This window comes from Bradyrhizobium sp. USDA 241, from assembly GCF_049739505.1.
Lineage (GTDB): Bacteria > Pseudomonadota > Alphaproteobacteria > Rhizobiales > Xanthobacteraceae > Bradyrhizobium > Bradyrhizobium liaoningense.
This window is the reverse complement of the sequence record NZ_JBMGPZ010000004.1, coordinates 1,353,672-1,367,334: the sequence shown is the minus strand read 5'-3', so window position 1 is coordinate 1,367,334 and position 13,663 is coordinate 1,353,672. Positions and strand designations below refer to the sequence as shown.

At 63.9% G+C, this 13,663-nt stretch carries 16 protein-coding genes; 4 read left to right on the top strand and 12 right to left on the bottom strand.

Annotated features, from left to right (window positions below; translation table 11 throughout):
• Positions 1 to 61: 61 nt before the first annotated feature.
• A complete protein-coding gene (locus tag ABIF91_RS16275; protein WP_028181588.1) occupies positions 62 to 943 on the top strand; it encodes an HpcH/HpaI aldolase/citrate lyase family protein in 882 nt (293 codons plus the stop codon).
• A gap of 181 nt (positions 944 to 1,124) precedes the next feature.
• Positions 1,125 to 2,606, top strand: coding sequence for a tetratricopeptide repeat protein (locus ABIF91_RS16270; protein ID WP_050995079.1), 1,482 nt, complete (start codon positions 1,125 to 1,127; stop codon positions 2,604 to 2,606).
• 61 nt (positions 2,607 to 2,667) lie between these two features.
• Here the strand turns inward: ABIF91_RS16270 and ABIF91_RS16265 are convergent, their stop codons facing one another.
• The 8 genes from ABIF91_RS16265 to ABIF91_RS16230 form a co-directional block, all read right to left on the bottom strand.
• Positions 2,668 to 3,177 carry an LssY C-terminal domain-containing protein gene (locus ABIF91_RS16265; RefSeq protein ID WP_424579243.1) on the bottom strand — a complete coding sequence of 170 codons (510 nt, stop codon included), beginning with the start codon at positions 3,175 to 3,177 and terminating at the stop codon, positions 2,668 to 2,670.
• A 62-nt stretch (positions 3,178 to 3,239) separates the two neighbouring features.
• Positions 3,240 to 4,007, bottom strand: coding sequence for an IS21-like element IS1631 family helper ATPase IstB (gene istB / locus ABIF91_RS16260; protein WP_038952109.1), 768 nt, complete (start codon positions 4,005 to 4,007; stop codon positions 3,240 to 3,242).
• A 4-nt stretch (positions 4,008 to 4,011) separates the two neighbouring features.
• Positions 4,012 to 5,769: an IS21-like element IS1631 family transposase gene (istA, locus tag ABIF91_RS16255; RefSeq protein WP_100214066.1), complete on the bottom strand. Its 1,758-nt coding sequence runs from the start codon at positions 5,767 to 5,769 to the stop codon at positions 4,012 to 4,014.
• Between the two features lie 19 nt (positions 5,770 to 5,788).
• Positions 5,789 to 6,205 (bottom strand): LssY C-terminal domain-containing protein, encoded by a 417-nt coding sequence (locus ABIF91_RS16250; protein WP_424579242.1) that lies wholly within the window; start codon positions 6,203 to 6,205, stop codon positions 5,789 to 5,791.
• A 152-nt stretch (positions 6,206 to 6,357) separates the two neighbouring features.
• On the bottom strand, positions 6,358 to 6,777 hold the full coding sequence (locus ABIF91_RS16245; RefSeq protein WP_028181048.1) for a DUF6455 family protein: 420 nt from the start codon (positions 6,775 to 6,777) through the stop codon (positions 6,358 to 6,360).
• 230 nt (positions 6,778 to 7,007) lie between these two features.
• The gene (locus ABIF91_RS16240; protein ID WP_028181049.1) at positions 7,008 to 7,793 is read right to left on the bottom strand and encodes a hypothetical protein; all 786 of its coding nucleotides are present in this window, start codon (positions 7,791 to 7,793) and stop codon (positions 7,008 to 7,010) included.
• Between the two features lie 141 nt (positions 7,794 to 7,934).
• The gene (gene leuD / locus ABIF91_RS16235) at positions 7,935 to 8,540 is read right to left on the bottom strand and encodes a 3-isopropylmalate dehydratase small subunit (protein ID WP_028181050.1); all 606 of its coding nucleotides are present in this window, start codon (positions 8,538 to 8,540) and stop codon (positions 7,935 to 7,937) included.
• Positions 8,541 to 8,819: 279 nt separating this feature from the next.
• Positions 8,820 to 9,215: a metallopeptidase family protein gene (locus ABIF91_RS16230; protein WP_028181051.1), complete on the bottom strand. Its 396-nt coding sequence runs from the start codon at positions 9,213 to 9,215 to the stop codon at positions 8,820 to 8,822.
• A 250-nt stretch (positions 9,216 to 9,465) separates the two neighbouring features.
• Here ABIF91_RS16230 and ABIF91_RS16225 point away from each other — a divergent pair, with 250 nt between their 5' ends.
• Positions 9,466 to 9,747, top strand: coding sequence for a hypothetical protein (locus ABIF91_RS16225; protein ID WP_028181052.1), 282 nt, complete (start codon positions 9,466 to 9,468; stop codon positions 9,745 to 9,747).
• A 325-nt stretch (positions 9,748 to 10,072) separates the two neighbouring features.
• Here ABIF91_RS16225 and ABIF91_RS16220 read toward each other — a convergent pair whose 3' ends face one another.
• The gene (locus ABIF91_RS16220; RefSeq protein WP_028181053.1) at positions 10,073 to 10,369 is read right to left on the bottom strand and encodes a DUF1330 domain-containing protein; all 297 of its coding nucleotides are present in this window, start codon (positions 10,367 to 10,369) and stop codon (positions 10,073 to 10,075) included.
• A gap of 177 nt (positions 10,370 to 10,546) precedes the next feature.
• Here ABIF91_RS16220 and ABIF91_RS16215 point away from each other — a divergent pair, with 177 nt between their 5' ends.
• Positions 10,547 to 11,116, top strand: a complete 570-nt coding sequence (locus tag ABIF91_RS16215; protein ID WP_028181054.1) for a hypothetical protein — start codon at positions 10,547 to 10,549, stop codon at positions 11,114 to 11,116.
• Positions 11,117 to 11,236: 120 nt separating this feature from the next.
• Here ABIF91_RS16215 and ABIF91_RS16210 read toward each other — a convergent pair whose 3' ends face one another.
• From ABIF91_RS16210 to rplS, 3 genes are all read right to left on the bottom strand, one after another.
• Entirely contained in the window at positions 11,237 to 11,446 is a 210-nt protein-coding gene (locus ABIF91_RS16210) for a hypothetical protein (RefSeq protein WP_028181055.1), read from the bottom strand.
• A 93-nt stretch (positions 11,447 to 11,539) separates the two neighbouring features.
• Complete coding sequence (gene leuC / locus ABIF91_RS16205) at positions 11,540 to 12,946, bottom strand: 3-isopropylmalate dehydratase large subunit (RefSeq protein ID WP_028181056.1); 1,407 nt, start codon at positions 12,944 to 12,946, stop codon at positions 11,540 to 11,542.
• A gap of 323 nt (positions 12,947 to 13,269) precedes the next feature.
• Positions 13,270 to 13,653 carry a 50S ribosomal protein L19 gene (rplS, locus tag ABIF91_RS16200; protein ID WP_028133304.1) on the bottom strand — a complete coding sequence of 128 codons (384 nt, stop codon included), beginning with the start codon at positions 13,651 to 13,653 and terminating at the stop codon, positions 13,270 to 13,272.
• Positions 13,654 to 13,663: the final 10 nt, after the last annotated feature.

Sequence of the window (13,663 nt, the reverse complement as noted above, 5' to 3'; positions counted from 1 at the left end):
GAATGGGCAGGCCAAGTGCTATCGGCTGATGTCGGAAGACAGACGAGGAAGGAACGCTTGCATGACCCGCCCGCGCCGAAGCCATCTGTTCATGCCCGGCTCCAACCCCCGCGCGCTGGAAAAGGCGCGCAATCTCGCCGCCGACGGCCTGATCCTCGATCTGGAAGACTCGGTCGCTCCCGAGGCCAAGGCGGCGGCGCGTGACGGCATCGCCGCCGCGATCGCGGCCAAGGGTTTTGGCAAGCGCGAGATTTTGATCCGGACCAACGGCCTCGACAGCCCCTGGTGGGCGGATGACGTCGCGATGGCCGCCAAGGCATCGCCGGACGGCATCCTGGTTCCAAAAGTTTCAAGCGTCGAGGATCTCGACGCCATCGGCCGCCGCCTCGCCGAGCTCGGCGCCGCGCCGACCGTGAAGGTCTGGGCCATGATCGAGACCGCGCGCGCGGTGCTGCACGCCGAGGAGCTGGCCGCCGCCGGACGCGACCCATCGAGCCGCCTCTCCGGCTTCGTGTTCGGCCCGAACGATATCTCGCGCGAGACCCGCATCCGGATGCTGCCGGGCCGCGCCGCGATGATCCCGATGATCACCCACTGCATCCTGGCGACGCGCGCCCACGGCCTCGAAATCCTCGACGGCCCCTATAGCGACATCGCCAATTCCGACGGCTTCGCCACCGAATGCGCGCAAGCCCGCGATCTCGGCTTCGACGGCAAGACGCTGATCCACCCATCGCAGATCGACGCCTGCAACGCGATCTTCACGCCTCCCGAAGAGGAGGTCGCGCGCGCCCGAAAGATCATCGCTGCGTTCGAGCTGCCCGAGAACGCCTCGCGCGGCGCGATCCGCCTCGACGGCGCCATGGTGGAGCGCCTGCACGCCGACATGGCCCGGCGTACGATCGAGATCGCGGACGCGATCGCGGCGATGGGGAAGGGCTGAGGAAGGCTCCTTCCGCCGGATATCCGCCTGGAGCGATTTCCCTTCAGTGTCGATAGGTCGCAAGTGCCGCTGGCCTGGTGCGCCAGCTGTAATTTAGATCACACAGTCCGGCTCGTTGCTCCGATAGATTTGCGTCGTTTGAATACTGCTTCCCGTCCCAATATCGCGAGTGGGCGTTCGCATGCTTCGCAAATTATTCTGTTGCTTTGTAGTCCTTATCCTCGCCGGCCCCGCGGCCGCTATTGACCGCGTCAAAGGCGACGCGAACCCGGCCATTGCCGCCGCCTCCGAGCAAATACGGCGAGATCCCAAGGACGCGAATGCGTACTACAACCGAGGGAATGCTTACGCCGCCAGGGGCGATACGGATCGCGCCATAGCCGACTACACGGCGACGATCCGGCTCGATCCGGCGCATGCGAATGCGTATTACAACCGGGGCAACGGTTACAGCAGCAAAGGCGACACGGACCGGGCCATCGCTGACTACACGGCGACGATCCGGCTCGATCCGGCCTATGCCAACGCGTACTACAACCGAGGCAACGCCTACAGCAACAAGGGCAACACCGATCGGGCCATTGCCGACTACACCGAAGCAGTGCGCCTGCAGCCGACGAATGCAAACGCGTATTTCAATCGCGGCAACGCCTACGGCAACAAGGGCGACACGGACCGCGCCATCGCAGACTACACTGAAACGATACGCGTGGATCCCACCTATGCGAACGCGTATGTCAACCGCGGGCTGGCCCACGAGAAGCGCGGAGATTTCGCCAAGGCAAGAGCCGATTTCAACGCCACGCTCGGACTGACCCGGAGCGCCACAAGATGGGCTCTGGACAAGGCGCGTGAGCGACTCTCCGCGCTGCCGCCGCCGCGGCCAGCTACGATCCTGGTCGAGAAAGCGGGCGTCCCTCCGGCTGTCGTGGCGCCCGGGGTTGCGAACGGTGATCGCCGTATCGCCCTTATCATCGGCAACTCGGCTTATGAAAACGTCGCCGCCCTGCCGAACCCCGTCCGCGACGCAAGCCTCGTCGCTGACGTGCTGAGGCTCACCGGGTTCGAAGCAGTCACTCTGCTGACCAATCTCCGCAAGGATGCGTTGGTGAATGCCTTGCGCGAGTTCGCTGCACGTGCGGAAACGGCGGATTGGGCGGTCGTGTACTATGCCGGACACGGCATGGAGGTCAGCGGCGTCAATTATCTCATTCCGACCGACGCGAGGATCGCGGCGGATCGCGAGATCGGATTCGAAGCCGTGCCGGTCGATCAGGTTCTCAATGCGGCAGAGCGCGCCAGGAAGCTGCGTCTCGTCATCCTCGATGCCTGCCGCGACAATCCGTTCGCGGCCCAGATGAAACGCACGATGACGGTGGCGTCGCGTTCCGTGTCGCGAGGCCTCGCCCCGGTCGAGCCGGAGGCCGGCACGCTGGTGGTCTATGCCGCCAAGGACGGCGAGACCGCGCTCGACGGTGACGGGATCAACAGTCCGTTCGCGACGGCCTTCGTCAAGAATCTTCCGACGCCGGGCCTCGAAGTCCGCAGGCTGTTCGATTTCGTTCGCGACGATGTCATGGAAGCGACCGGCCGCAGGCAAAAACCGTTCAGCTACGGCTCGATCTCCGGACGGCAGGATTTTTATTTCGTGGCCGGCAAGTGACGCCGGCCTTGGTAGAATTAAGCCGGAGCTTTACCGAAGTGCCTGCAGGAATGAGCAAGGGCTAGGGCGTCGTTTCGGCTTGGCGAGCGATGCCGTGCCATATGGCATCCTTGAGAGCGATGAATGAGGGCGGTGGAATGGTCTGCGGATCGGCTGGTCCGCTCGCCGCTCCCGGCACCAGGACGGCGACGTGGATCTCGCCATCCGTATAGTAGGGGTCGCCGCCACCGTTTCGGCCGAACAGAGTGGGGCCTATGCCGGAGATCTGAAAGAAACTGCTGACGACGCGGGCCGCTCGCAGGTCGGCCATCAGGAGATCCCGCTCGGCATCGATGTTGGCCGCGATGTGATGGGTGACCTGTCCCGTATCGTGGCTCAGCCCGACGCCTCGGTCGAAAGTTGCCGAACCGAGCCAGACTGGTCGACCGTCATCACCCTTTTCGAGGGCCTTCCAGAACCGAACGTGATTCCGCCGGTCTGCACTTTTCCCTGCAGGCTTCTCGAACGCGTATTGCTCCTTCTTTCCCAGATAGTAGAGCGGGCTGACGGGCGCGTCGCCCCCGCGGGTCACTTCAAATTCCTCCGGGTGTGGTCAGTCAAATTCCTCCACCCGCGAGGCAGGACAAGGGACTGTTAGTTTGAGTTTGTTTCCCGGGCAAGAGCTTCAGCGGCTTCTTTGAGCCGATAGCTGCGTCCGTCGAACTCAAGCAGATGGCAATGATGCATAAGGCGATCGAGGATCGTCGTGCTCATAGTGTTGTCCCCAAGGTATGCCCCCCAATCCTGCACGACGCGATTGGAGGTGACGATGACGCTGCGGCGCAGTTTGTAACGCTGATGGATCAGGGTCTGCAGCAAAGTGCCGGCGTCGTCGGGGATGGCGCGTGCGAGGAATAGATCGTCCAGCACGAGGAGATCGCAGTCGATGATGGTTCGCAGCCGGACCTCGCGTTGTGCCGGAGAGTTCAGGGCGTAGCGGTGGAAGAAGTCGTCGGTCTCAAGATACTGGACCTTGTGGCTTTGCAGGATCGCCTGATAGGCAATCGCCTTGGCGATGTGCGACTTCCCGGTGCCAGGTTTGCCAACAAGCAGAGCGTTCTCGCCAGCGGCAATGAACGCCAGGGTGTGGAGCTGGAAGCAGGTCTGACGTGGCAGTTTGGGATTGAAGGACCAGTCGAACTCGGCGAGCGTCAGCTTTTCGTCGAGCCCGGATTGCTGGTATCGCCGCTCGATAAGACGGGACTGACGACGGTCCAGTTCATCCTGCAGGATAAGGGAGAAGGTCTCGAGGAAGGGCTGGTTGGCGCCCTGCGCCTGGAGCACGCGCGTCTGCAGCGTGTCGCGGACACCCGACAGGCGCAGCTGTCGTAGGCAACGCTCAATTTCCGGCATGGTCATCATGTGGCTAGGTCTCCAGTTTAAGGTGAGAAGGTGCCGCGGGAGCGCTCGTGGCGCCGGAGTTGGCCGGGGTTGCGCAGGCGACACGAGCGCGGATTGCCGTGGCGTGATCGTCGTGAGCCTCGGCCTGCCGACCATTGTCGTCGGCGTCGCGCCGCACAGCGCGGCTGAAGAGGTCGCCGTATTCCGCGGGGGTACGGATCAGCGGATGATCCTGGGTGAGCGGCGATGCCGGCTGTGGCGTCACTCCAACCTGCTCGATCGCCTGTTCGAACAACCGCTCGACGGTCGCACGCACGTGCTTGTAGCGGTAGATGCGGTTGTCGATGGCGTGCGCGCAGGCCTGCTCGACCAGCCGCGCCGGATACTTCCGGCCCAGCCCGACAATGCCCCACATCGCGCGCTGTCCGGGGCGCCCTTCGGTGTCGAACACCTGCTGGCACAAGGCCCTGGTCTGCGGTCCGATGCGCTCGGCGCTCGCCAGCAGCACGGCGGTTTGCCGCGACGGGTTGAACGGCCGTTCGCTGGTCGGCAGGACGACAGAACCGGGGTGCGCCATCCGGGAATGAACACGCAGCAGCGCACGGGTGTGGCGATCACGGATCTCGATCGTGGTGGTGTAGATGCGCACGACGACCTGGCTGCCGATCGGCGCGGGCCGCGCGGCGTAATAGCTGTTGTCGACGCGTACGGTGGTGTCGTCGCAGACAGTCCGGACGACTTCGGTGAAGATGCGGAAGGGAGCGACAGGCAGCGGCCGCAGGTGCGGCTTCTCTTCCTGGAACATCGCCTCGACCTGACGGCGCGTGCTGCCGTGGATGCGTTTGGAAGCCCAGTTCTCCTCCCAGTGCCTCAAGAACTCGTTTTGCGCCTCCAGCGTCTCGAAGCGCCGTCCGGCCAGCGCAGTGCCCTGGGTATGTTGAATCGCATTCTCGACGCATCCTTTCCGATTTGGATCGGCCACGCGCGCGGGATCGGCGACCACGGCGTAATGAGCCAGCATCGCGCTGTAAATCGGGTTGAGCTGGGGCTCGTACAAATCCGGCTTGAGGACGCCTTCCTTCAGGTTGTCGAGCACGACATAGCTGGGGACCCCGCCAAAATACCGGAACGCCTCTTCGTGGAGCTGCGCCCAGACTTGTTGGCTGGACTTCCAGACTACCCGCCGGAAGCTGCGCCGCGAGTAGCGTAGCGTCATCACGAACAGGCGGGGACGACGGTACCGCCCGCTCTTCGGATCAACCGTCGGCGCGCCCTCGCCATAGTCGACCTGAGCTTCCTCGCCGGGGAGGAACTCAAGACGATCAAACTGCTCAGGATCAGCGTGCCGCAACCGGCGCACAAACCGCTTGACACTCTGGTAGCTGGACGGAAAGCCAAATTGATCAACCAGGTCCTGGTAAATCGCCTGCGCGTTCCGCTTCAGCCGGACCTGTTCTTCGATCCACGTCCGATGCGCTTCGCAAGCCGAACGGGCCAGGCTGCTGGTGACCGTCGCTTCCGATGTCCCAAAAGCCGGTGGTCGGGGTGGAGGAATTTGGCCGTCCGCGCTCACCGAGCCGGTGGTCACTTCCCCGGGGGAATTTGCCTCCGCACCGGCCCGCAGCGCCTGATAACGCCGGATCGTCTTGCGATCGACACCCGTTAGCCGGTGAATCTCGCGCTGGCTGGTGTTGCGATCAAGTAATGTAAGTACGGTGCTTTGCAGATGTCGCTTCAAGACGTTCAACTCCCCGGCCCCTTGCTGGCTAAAGGGGTCGAACATAAACGTCCTGCCTGACCGGCTACTGCTGTTCAGCGGCGCTGACGGCGATCATCAGGTGGGGGAGTTTCAAGTGACCATACCCGGGGGATTTTGACCGACCCACGGGGTCGCGATACGGTCGATCCAGTACCACACTCCCGACGATCTCGATGCTTGATCGCAGCGTCACGGCGTCGGCCGCAGACCATCCCGCCGCGTTCATGGCGCGGACGACATCTCCGCCCTCGCCAACAAGTCCAACGTTCAGAGGGTCACCAGGGATATCGTCCGATGTCCTGGTGAGCATCGGCAACGAAGCGAGCCCCGCTTCGTGTTCGTGGTGAATCCACAGGGTGGGCACCAGAACATATGCGAGGGCTAGATAGACGAGCACAACAAAGGCCAGCACGAAAGGCCACCGTCGCTTCCTCGTCCCGGTCTTCGCGGAATTGGTCATGCGGTATCGTTCGAGCCAGTATACGCGACAGCATACCTATCCAGCATAGTCCGTGACAACGTCCGGCGCGAGGTTTGCGCCCGCAGGAGCATGCGTCAGGCCGATGGCCCGTTCTCGCCGAAAATCTCATTCGTCGGTCCAGCCCCCGCGACTCAGCGCGGCGCGAGGTCGGCGCGATCGAGCGACTCCAGCGTCGAGGCGTTGGCGCAATAGCCGTGATAGTTCTCCGCGGCGGTGCCCTCGGCGAGATCGCGGTCGCACTGTCCCTTGTGACCGCAGAGCGAGCAGGTCCGCTCCATGTCGCGCAGCAGCAGGGGCTGCGCCTGCCCGAGCCGTTCCGCGCTGATGCCGAGCTGCTCCAGCATCTTCGGAAGTTCGTCGGCGGCGTGCCGGCCGTGACGGACCAGCTCTTCGAGATCGTCGGGCGCGATCCTGAGATCATTCGCGATCCGGTCGAAATCGGCGCGGTCGAGCTGCCGCATCTCGTTCATCTCGCGGCGATGCTTCAGCCAGCTCGCAAAGGACTCGATGAGGTCCTGAACGATGGGATAAGGCTTGCTTGCGGTGCTCATGGAACGCTCCATTCGGACGTCGGAATTGGAGCGAACTAAGCACAATGGTGCAGGAGCGCGTTGCGCTGGATCAAACTGGGAATGGTCACGCAAAGCAGGTCTCGTGCCCCGGACGCGGCGCAGCACGCAGTGGTGCGCCGCTGAGCCGGGGCCCATCTCGCCACTTTGCTGGGTCCGGCTCTGCGGTGCAGCGTTGCACGATGCGCCGCGTCCGGGGCACGCGGGGAGAGCTACGCAAACCGCTCCGCAGCCCAGGCATACAGGCTGCCCGGAATCGGCTTTTCGCCGCCGCGGCCCTTGGGCGAGATGTGCAGGCCGATGATCTCGGGGCTGGTGACGAGACCGAGATAGCTCGAGGGGTCGAAGAAAAGTTTCGGCTCGGCATGCACGGCATAGAACGACTGCTTCGGGAGTGCGTTCTGCAATTCACCGGTGCGGCGCGCGAGCGCGGTCAGCGCGGCAGGGCCGTAGATCGCGACGCGAATATCCGAGAGGCGGCTCGAGGCGCCGCGCAGGCGGCGCATGATGAAGGTGATGCGATGGCGCAGCGACAGCCAGTTCGGCGTCAGCTCCTCCTGCTCCATCAGATCCTCGAACGCGCGCACGATGCCGTGCCCGGGTGGAAGATAGATCACGGAATTGCCGAGCTGGCGCCGCCGCTCCCAGGCGAAGTAGGGCTTTGCCGGATCGATCTCGATGGGCTTCAAGAGCAGCACGTCGGCATCGAGCCAGAGGCCGAGGCCTTTCGCCATCAGCTTCATGCGGAAGAAGTCGCTGAACTGCAGCGTGGTCCAGTCGCGCCAGCTGCCGTCCGGCTGCGGCGGCCGCAGCCGTTCGGAGAAGGCGTGCGGCAGGATCGCCTCGGCATCCGCATTCGCGATCCCTGCGGGCAGGCCGGGAATGGTGTCGAAGCTGTAGACCGTGATCTTGTGGCCGGCAGCGAGCTGCGAGCGCAGACAGGTCTGGCGCAGCGCATCCATCGGGCCATGCCAGAAGGTGACGATCTCGGGGAGCATGAGGAAAAGCTATACGGGATAACCGGAGCAAAGAAAAAGGCCCGGCGCGGATGACGCACCGGGGCTCGAACGAAAACTAGAGCACGATCCGGAAAAGTGCGCAGCGGTTTTCCGGAAAGATCATGCTCAAATAATATGAGGTCAGGCCCAGGCGCGTTCGCGCTTGAGCTTCTCCTCGTAGCTGTCGATCGAGGCCTTCTTCTCCATGGTGAGACCGATGTCGTCGAGACCGTTGATCAGGCAGTGCTTGCGGAACGGATCGATCTCGAACTTGACCTTGCCGCCGTCGGGGCCGCGGATCTCCTGGTTCGGCAGGTCGATCGTCAGCGTCGCGTTGGCGCCGCGCTCGGCGTCGTCGAACAGCTTGTCGAGGTCTTCCTGGCTGACGCGGATCGGCAGAATGCCGTTCTTGAAGCAGTTGTTGTAGAAGATGTCGCCGAACGAGGTCGAGATGACGCAGCGGATGCCGAAGTCGAGCAGCGCCCAGGGCGCGTGCTCGCGGCTCGAGCCGCAGCCGAAATTGTCGCCGGCGACCAGGATCTTGGCGTTGCGATAGGCGGGCTGGTTGAGAACGAAGTCCGGGTTCTCGCTGCCGTCATCCTTGTAGCGCTGCTCGGAGAAGAGCCCCTTGCCAAGGCCGGTGCGCTTGATGGTCTTGAGGTACTGCTTCGGAATGATCATGTCGGTGTCGACATTGATGATCTTCAGCGGCGCCGCGACGCCTTCCAGCGAGGTGAACTTGTCCATGGTTGCGCTTTCCCGGATGGGTCTAGGGGAACGGGTATTTATCGCGATCGGGGCGGGAATCCTAGGCCGAATTGGGCAGATCTGCCTTACCTCTCTTGCCTGCGATTGAGCCGGGGTTGGTGCGGCATCGGGACTTCACCTCTCCCGCTTTGCGGGAGAGGTCGCGCCGGAGGCGCGGGTGAGGGTTCTCTCCTCTGGGGGATTGTCCCGTTGCGGAAACACCCTCTCCCCAACCCTCCCCCGCAAGCGGGGGAGGGAGCACACCTCCCTCGACGCTTCCTACTCCGCCTTGGCCTCGATCGCCGCCATATCGTCGTCGGAGAGGCCAAAATGGTGGCCGATCTCGTGGATCAGGACGTGGCGGACGATATGGCCGAGGCTTTCGTCGTGCTCGGCCCAGTAATCCAGGATCGGCCGGCGGTAGAGCCAGACCATGTTCGGCAGCCGCGCCACGTCGCCAAAACTCTGCTGCGGCAGGCCGACGCCCTGGAACAGCCCGAGCAGGTCGAACTCGCTCTCGCACCCCATCTCGTCCAGGACCTCCTCGGTCGGGAAGTCGTCGACGCGGACGATCACGCCGCAGAGCTTGCGAAACGACGCCGGCAGGCGCTCGAATACCTCGTGAGCCATCGCTTCCATCTCGGCCAGCGAGGGCGCTTTCAATTCCGTCCACATGGGCTTCTTCTAAAGCGTTTTCGAGCGAAGTGGATACCGGTTTCGCGTGAAGAGGACGCGTCAAATAGAATCCGGATCCTGTTCCGATTCCATCGGAACGGCTCCGGCGCGGGTTCCGCGGCGATGCATCTGGCTTTATAAGCGCGGCGAGGTTGACGGGCGCCGCCAAAACGGGGAGCGTGGGGCCGTCGATGGGACGTTTCAGGTGGGCGGAAAAATGCGAGCGAAAACAGCGCTGACTCTACTGTGCATGGGGTTGTTTTCGCAGTTTTGCGTCGGCGCGGAAGCCCAGACCGCCAGTCCCGGGATTCGCCTCGCCCAGGCGGCTCCGCCCGACGACGTTCCCCCGCCACGCAAGCGGCCCCCGGCGCGCTTGCGTGTCACGCCCTATTACAGCCCGGACGGTGTCTATCCCCGCTACAATCCGGGTCCCGACGCAGTCCGCGTGTGCAACGCCACCTATGTGCAGGAGTACCGGCCGAGCGGCACCGTGATCGTGCCGCGTGTGAGCTGCTACTGGCGCCGGGGCTGACCAGTTCAATGCCCGCGCCAGCGAACTGCGCGGTGGCCTCGTGAGGGTCGTGATGGCGAGATGGATCGCACTGGCCGTTGCCGTCGCGCTTGCCGCCGGCCTGCCTCGCGCTGCTTCCGCTGCGCAAAGGGTGACGATACCGGAGGCCTCGGCGGGGATCGCGGTTTTCGATATGCGACGACACGCGCGAACCCGTGACATCGTGCGGCCTGCTGCGCGCCCTGATCCACGCTACTACGCGCGGCCCGTCTACTACCGTCCATATCCTTACGGCGTGCCCGCACCTTTCGTGTTCAGCTACGGACCCATCTGGTGAGGCGCCGCTCTAGCCGGGCGCAAATCCCCTGACCAGCAGCACGGTCGCCTGCGCGCCGGCTTTGCGATCACGCGAGATGTCCGCGTACTCGGGCGAGTTCGAGAAGGCGAGGAACGCGGCCTCGTCGGGAAACGACATCATGACAAGCTTGTCATGCGGCCATGCGCCTTCGAGCACGCGCGGATGTTCGTCGGCGGCGAGCAGCAGTCCGTTGTACTTCTTGAACACGTCGAAGAATCGCGCCTGATAGCGGTCATAGGCCGCGCGGTCCGTCATCTTCAATTGTGCAATGGCGTAGACAGTCATCTGCAAAATTCCTCCCGTCGCGGCACTGCGTCGCATCGCGGGACCCAGCGTCGTTCATTCATGGCGCGTTCACATCGCTCTCCTCAGTTTACCCGAGGGAGCGACCGTTATTGAACAGCAACGGCGCGGCCGAGGCGTCGCGACGCAGCGCTGCCGTCCAGATTCAGGGAGGATTCCATGCTGAGAATGTTCGGCCTCGGGACGAGCCCGATGCGCTTGCTCGGGCTTGCGGCCGCCGCGACGCTGATGCTGTCGGCCGGCACCGCGCGTCGCGCTGAAGCGCTCACCTTGATCAATCCAGCGACGTCACCCGCAACGAAGGCTGCGGCCGACGATCTCGTCACGCAGGTTCGCCACGGCGGCGGTCACGGTGGGCATGGCTTTCACGGCGGAGGTTTCCGCGGAGGCGGCTTCCATGGCGGCGGGCGACATATCGGCGGTTTCCACGGTGGCGGTTTCCGCGGCGGCCATATCGGCGGCTTCCGCGCCGGGCCGGCCTTTCGTCACGGCCATGTCGGCGGCTTTCGGCATGGCGGCTTTCGGCACGGCGGATATGGCGGCTATCACCGTCACTGGGGCCATCATCGCCCGCACTACGGTTATCGTCACTTCCACCGGCGCTACTATGTGGGCGGATACTATCCCTACTACCACTACCCGCGCCGCTGCCGGATCGTCTGGACCTATTACGGCCCGCGCCGCGTCTGCCACTGGCCGCGCTGGCAGTATCCGTACCGCTATTGGTGACGTGAGTGAATTGCTGGCTCTGCATTCGTCATGGCCGGGCCTGTCCCGGCCATCCACGTTCTTGGGGCTTGCAGAGAGTTCGTGGATGCCCGGGACGAGCGGGCATGACGGAGAGGCTGGTTAAAGCCAATCCCTCAACTTCCATGACGCGGACTTCCACCGCATCAAATTCTCGACCTTCCACTGCCGGAACATCGCCGGCGGCCACCGGCTGAGCCTGGACGTCTCCTCGACCTCGGGCTTGGCGACGATGCGCAGCGGCGTTGCGCGCCGGCGGTGCTGGCGCGTCGCGTCACTGATCAGATCGACATATTCCGGCTTGTTGGCCATGAGGCGTGTCCTCGCGAACCGTCGCGAGGACGCAATGTGGGCGACGCGGATTAACGGCGGTTTGCCGCGATCGCTACAATTGCAGGAACTGGCTTACCGCCATTCCCTGACATCGACGAAGTGCCCTGCGATCGCCGCAGCCGCCGCCATCGCCGGCGAGACCAGATGCGTGCGGCCCTTGAAGCCCTGGCGGCCCTCGAAGTTGCGGTTCGAGGTCGAGGCGCAGCGCTCTTCCGGCTTCAGCTTGTCCGGGTTCATGGCGAGGCACATCGAGCAGCCCGGCTCGCGCCATTCGAAGCCGGCCTTGATGAAGATCTTGTCCAGACCCTCGGCTTCCGCCTGCTCCTTCACGATGCCGGAGCCCGGCACGACCATGGCGTTGACGTTCGCTGAAACGGTCTTGCCTTCGGCAATCTTCGCTGCCGCGCGCAGGTCCTCGATACGGCCGTTGGTGCAGGAGCCGATGAAAACGCGATCGAGCTTGATGTCGGTGATCCTGGTGCCCGCGGTCAGGCCCATGTACTTGAGCGCGCGATGCTTGGAGATGCGCTTGGCCTCGTCCGCGATCTTGTCGGGATCGGGCACGATGCCGGTCACGGAGATGACGTCTTCAGGCGAGGTGCCCCAGGTCACGATCGGCGGCAGCTTCGCGGCATCGAGGCGCAGCTCGTGGTCGAAATGCGCGCCTTCGTCGGAGCGCAGTGTCTCCCAATAGCGCATCGCCGCATCCCAGGCCGCGCCCTTCGGTGCCTTCGGCCGGTCGCGCAGGAAGTCGTAGGCCTTCTGGTCGGGCGCCACCAGGCCGGCGCGCGCGCCGCCTTCGATCGACATGTTGCAGACCGTCATGCGGCCTTCCATCGAGAGCGCGCGGATCGCCTCGCCGGCATATTCCAGCACGTAGCCGGTGCCGCCCGCCGTGCCGATCTCGCCGATGATGGCGAGGATGATGTCCTTGCCCGTCACGCCGTCAGGCAATTTGCCGTCGACGGTAACGCGCATGTTCTTGGCCTTCTTCTGGATCAGCGTCTGCGTCGCCAGCACGTGCTCGACCTCGCTCGTGCCGATGCCATGCGCGAGCGCGCCGAACGCGCCATGCGTCGAGGTGTGGCTGTCACCGCAGACGATGGTGGTGCCGGGCAGCGTAAATCCCTGCTCGGGGCCGATGACGTGGACGATGCCCTGGCGCCTGTCGAACTCGTTGTAATATTCGACGCCGAATTCCTTGGCGTTCTCGGCCAGCGCCTTGATCTGCTCGATGCTCTCAGGGTCGGGATTCGGCTTGGTGCGGTCGGTGGTCGGCACGTTGTGGTCGACGACGGCGAGCGTCTTCTCGGGCGCATGAACCTTGCGTCCCGTGGCGCGCAGGCCTTCGAACGCCTGCGGCGAGGTCACCTCGTGCACCAGGTGGCGGTCGATGTAGAGCAGGCAGGTGCCGTCCTCGGCTTCGTGCACCAGATGGTCGTTCCAGATCTTGTCGTACAATGTGGTCGGCTTGGACATGAGCTTGAGCTCCGAAGAATGTGTGTCAGCGATGAGCGCGCCTGGCGCGCGGGCAACAAAATCGTCAGCGCAGCTTTTAGGCTGCGCGCGTAAGCTCTGACGTTGCCGAGGTCGCGAAGCGTCCGAAGAACCGGCCAGGCAGCCGCGAGCGATCGTCGATGACGATGCGCTTGACGGACGAGGGTCTGGTCAGATCTGGAAACATTCTAGAGGTATATAGCAGGCCGAATTGGAAGCGCGAGAGCTTTGACGCGCACGGCTGACGCAACAAAAAAGCGCGGGGTTTTGCCCCGCGCTCCTCGAAACTCGTCTGTAAGCGGAGCTTACTCGTTGACGGCGGCCTTGGCGTGCTCGGTCTTCTCGACGATGCGGGCCGACTTGCCGCGGAGATTGCGGAGGTAATAGAGCTTGGCGCGACGCACCTTGCCGCGGCGCACCACCTTGATCGAGTCGATCATCGGCGACATCACCGGGAACACGCGCTCCACGCCTTCGCCATAGGAGATCTTGCGGACGGTGAAGCTCTCGTTGAGGCCACCGCCGGAACGGCCGATGCAGACGCCTTCATAGGCCTGCACGCGGGTGCGGTCGCCTTCGACGACCTTCACGTTGACGATCACGGTGTCGCCGGGGCCGAATTCCGGAATGTCCTTGCCGGCGGACAGCTTGTCGAATTGCTCTTGCTCGAGCTGCTTGATCAGGTTCATGGGTAAATCT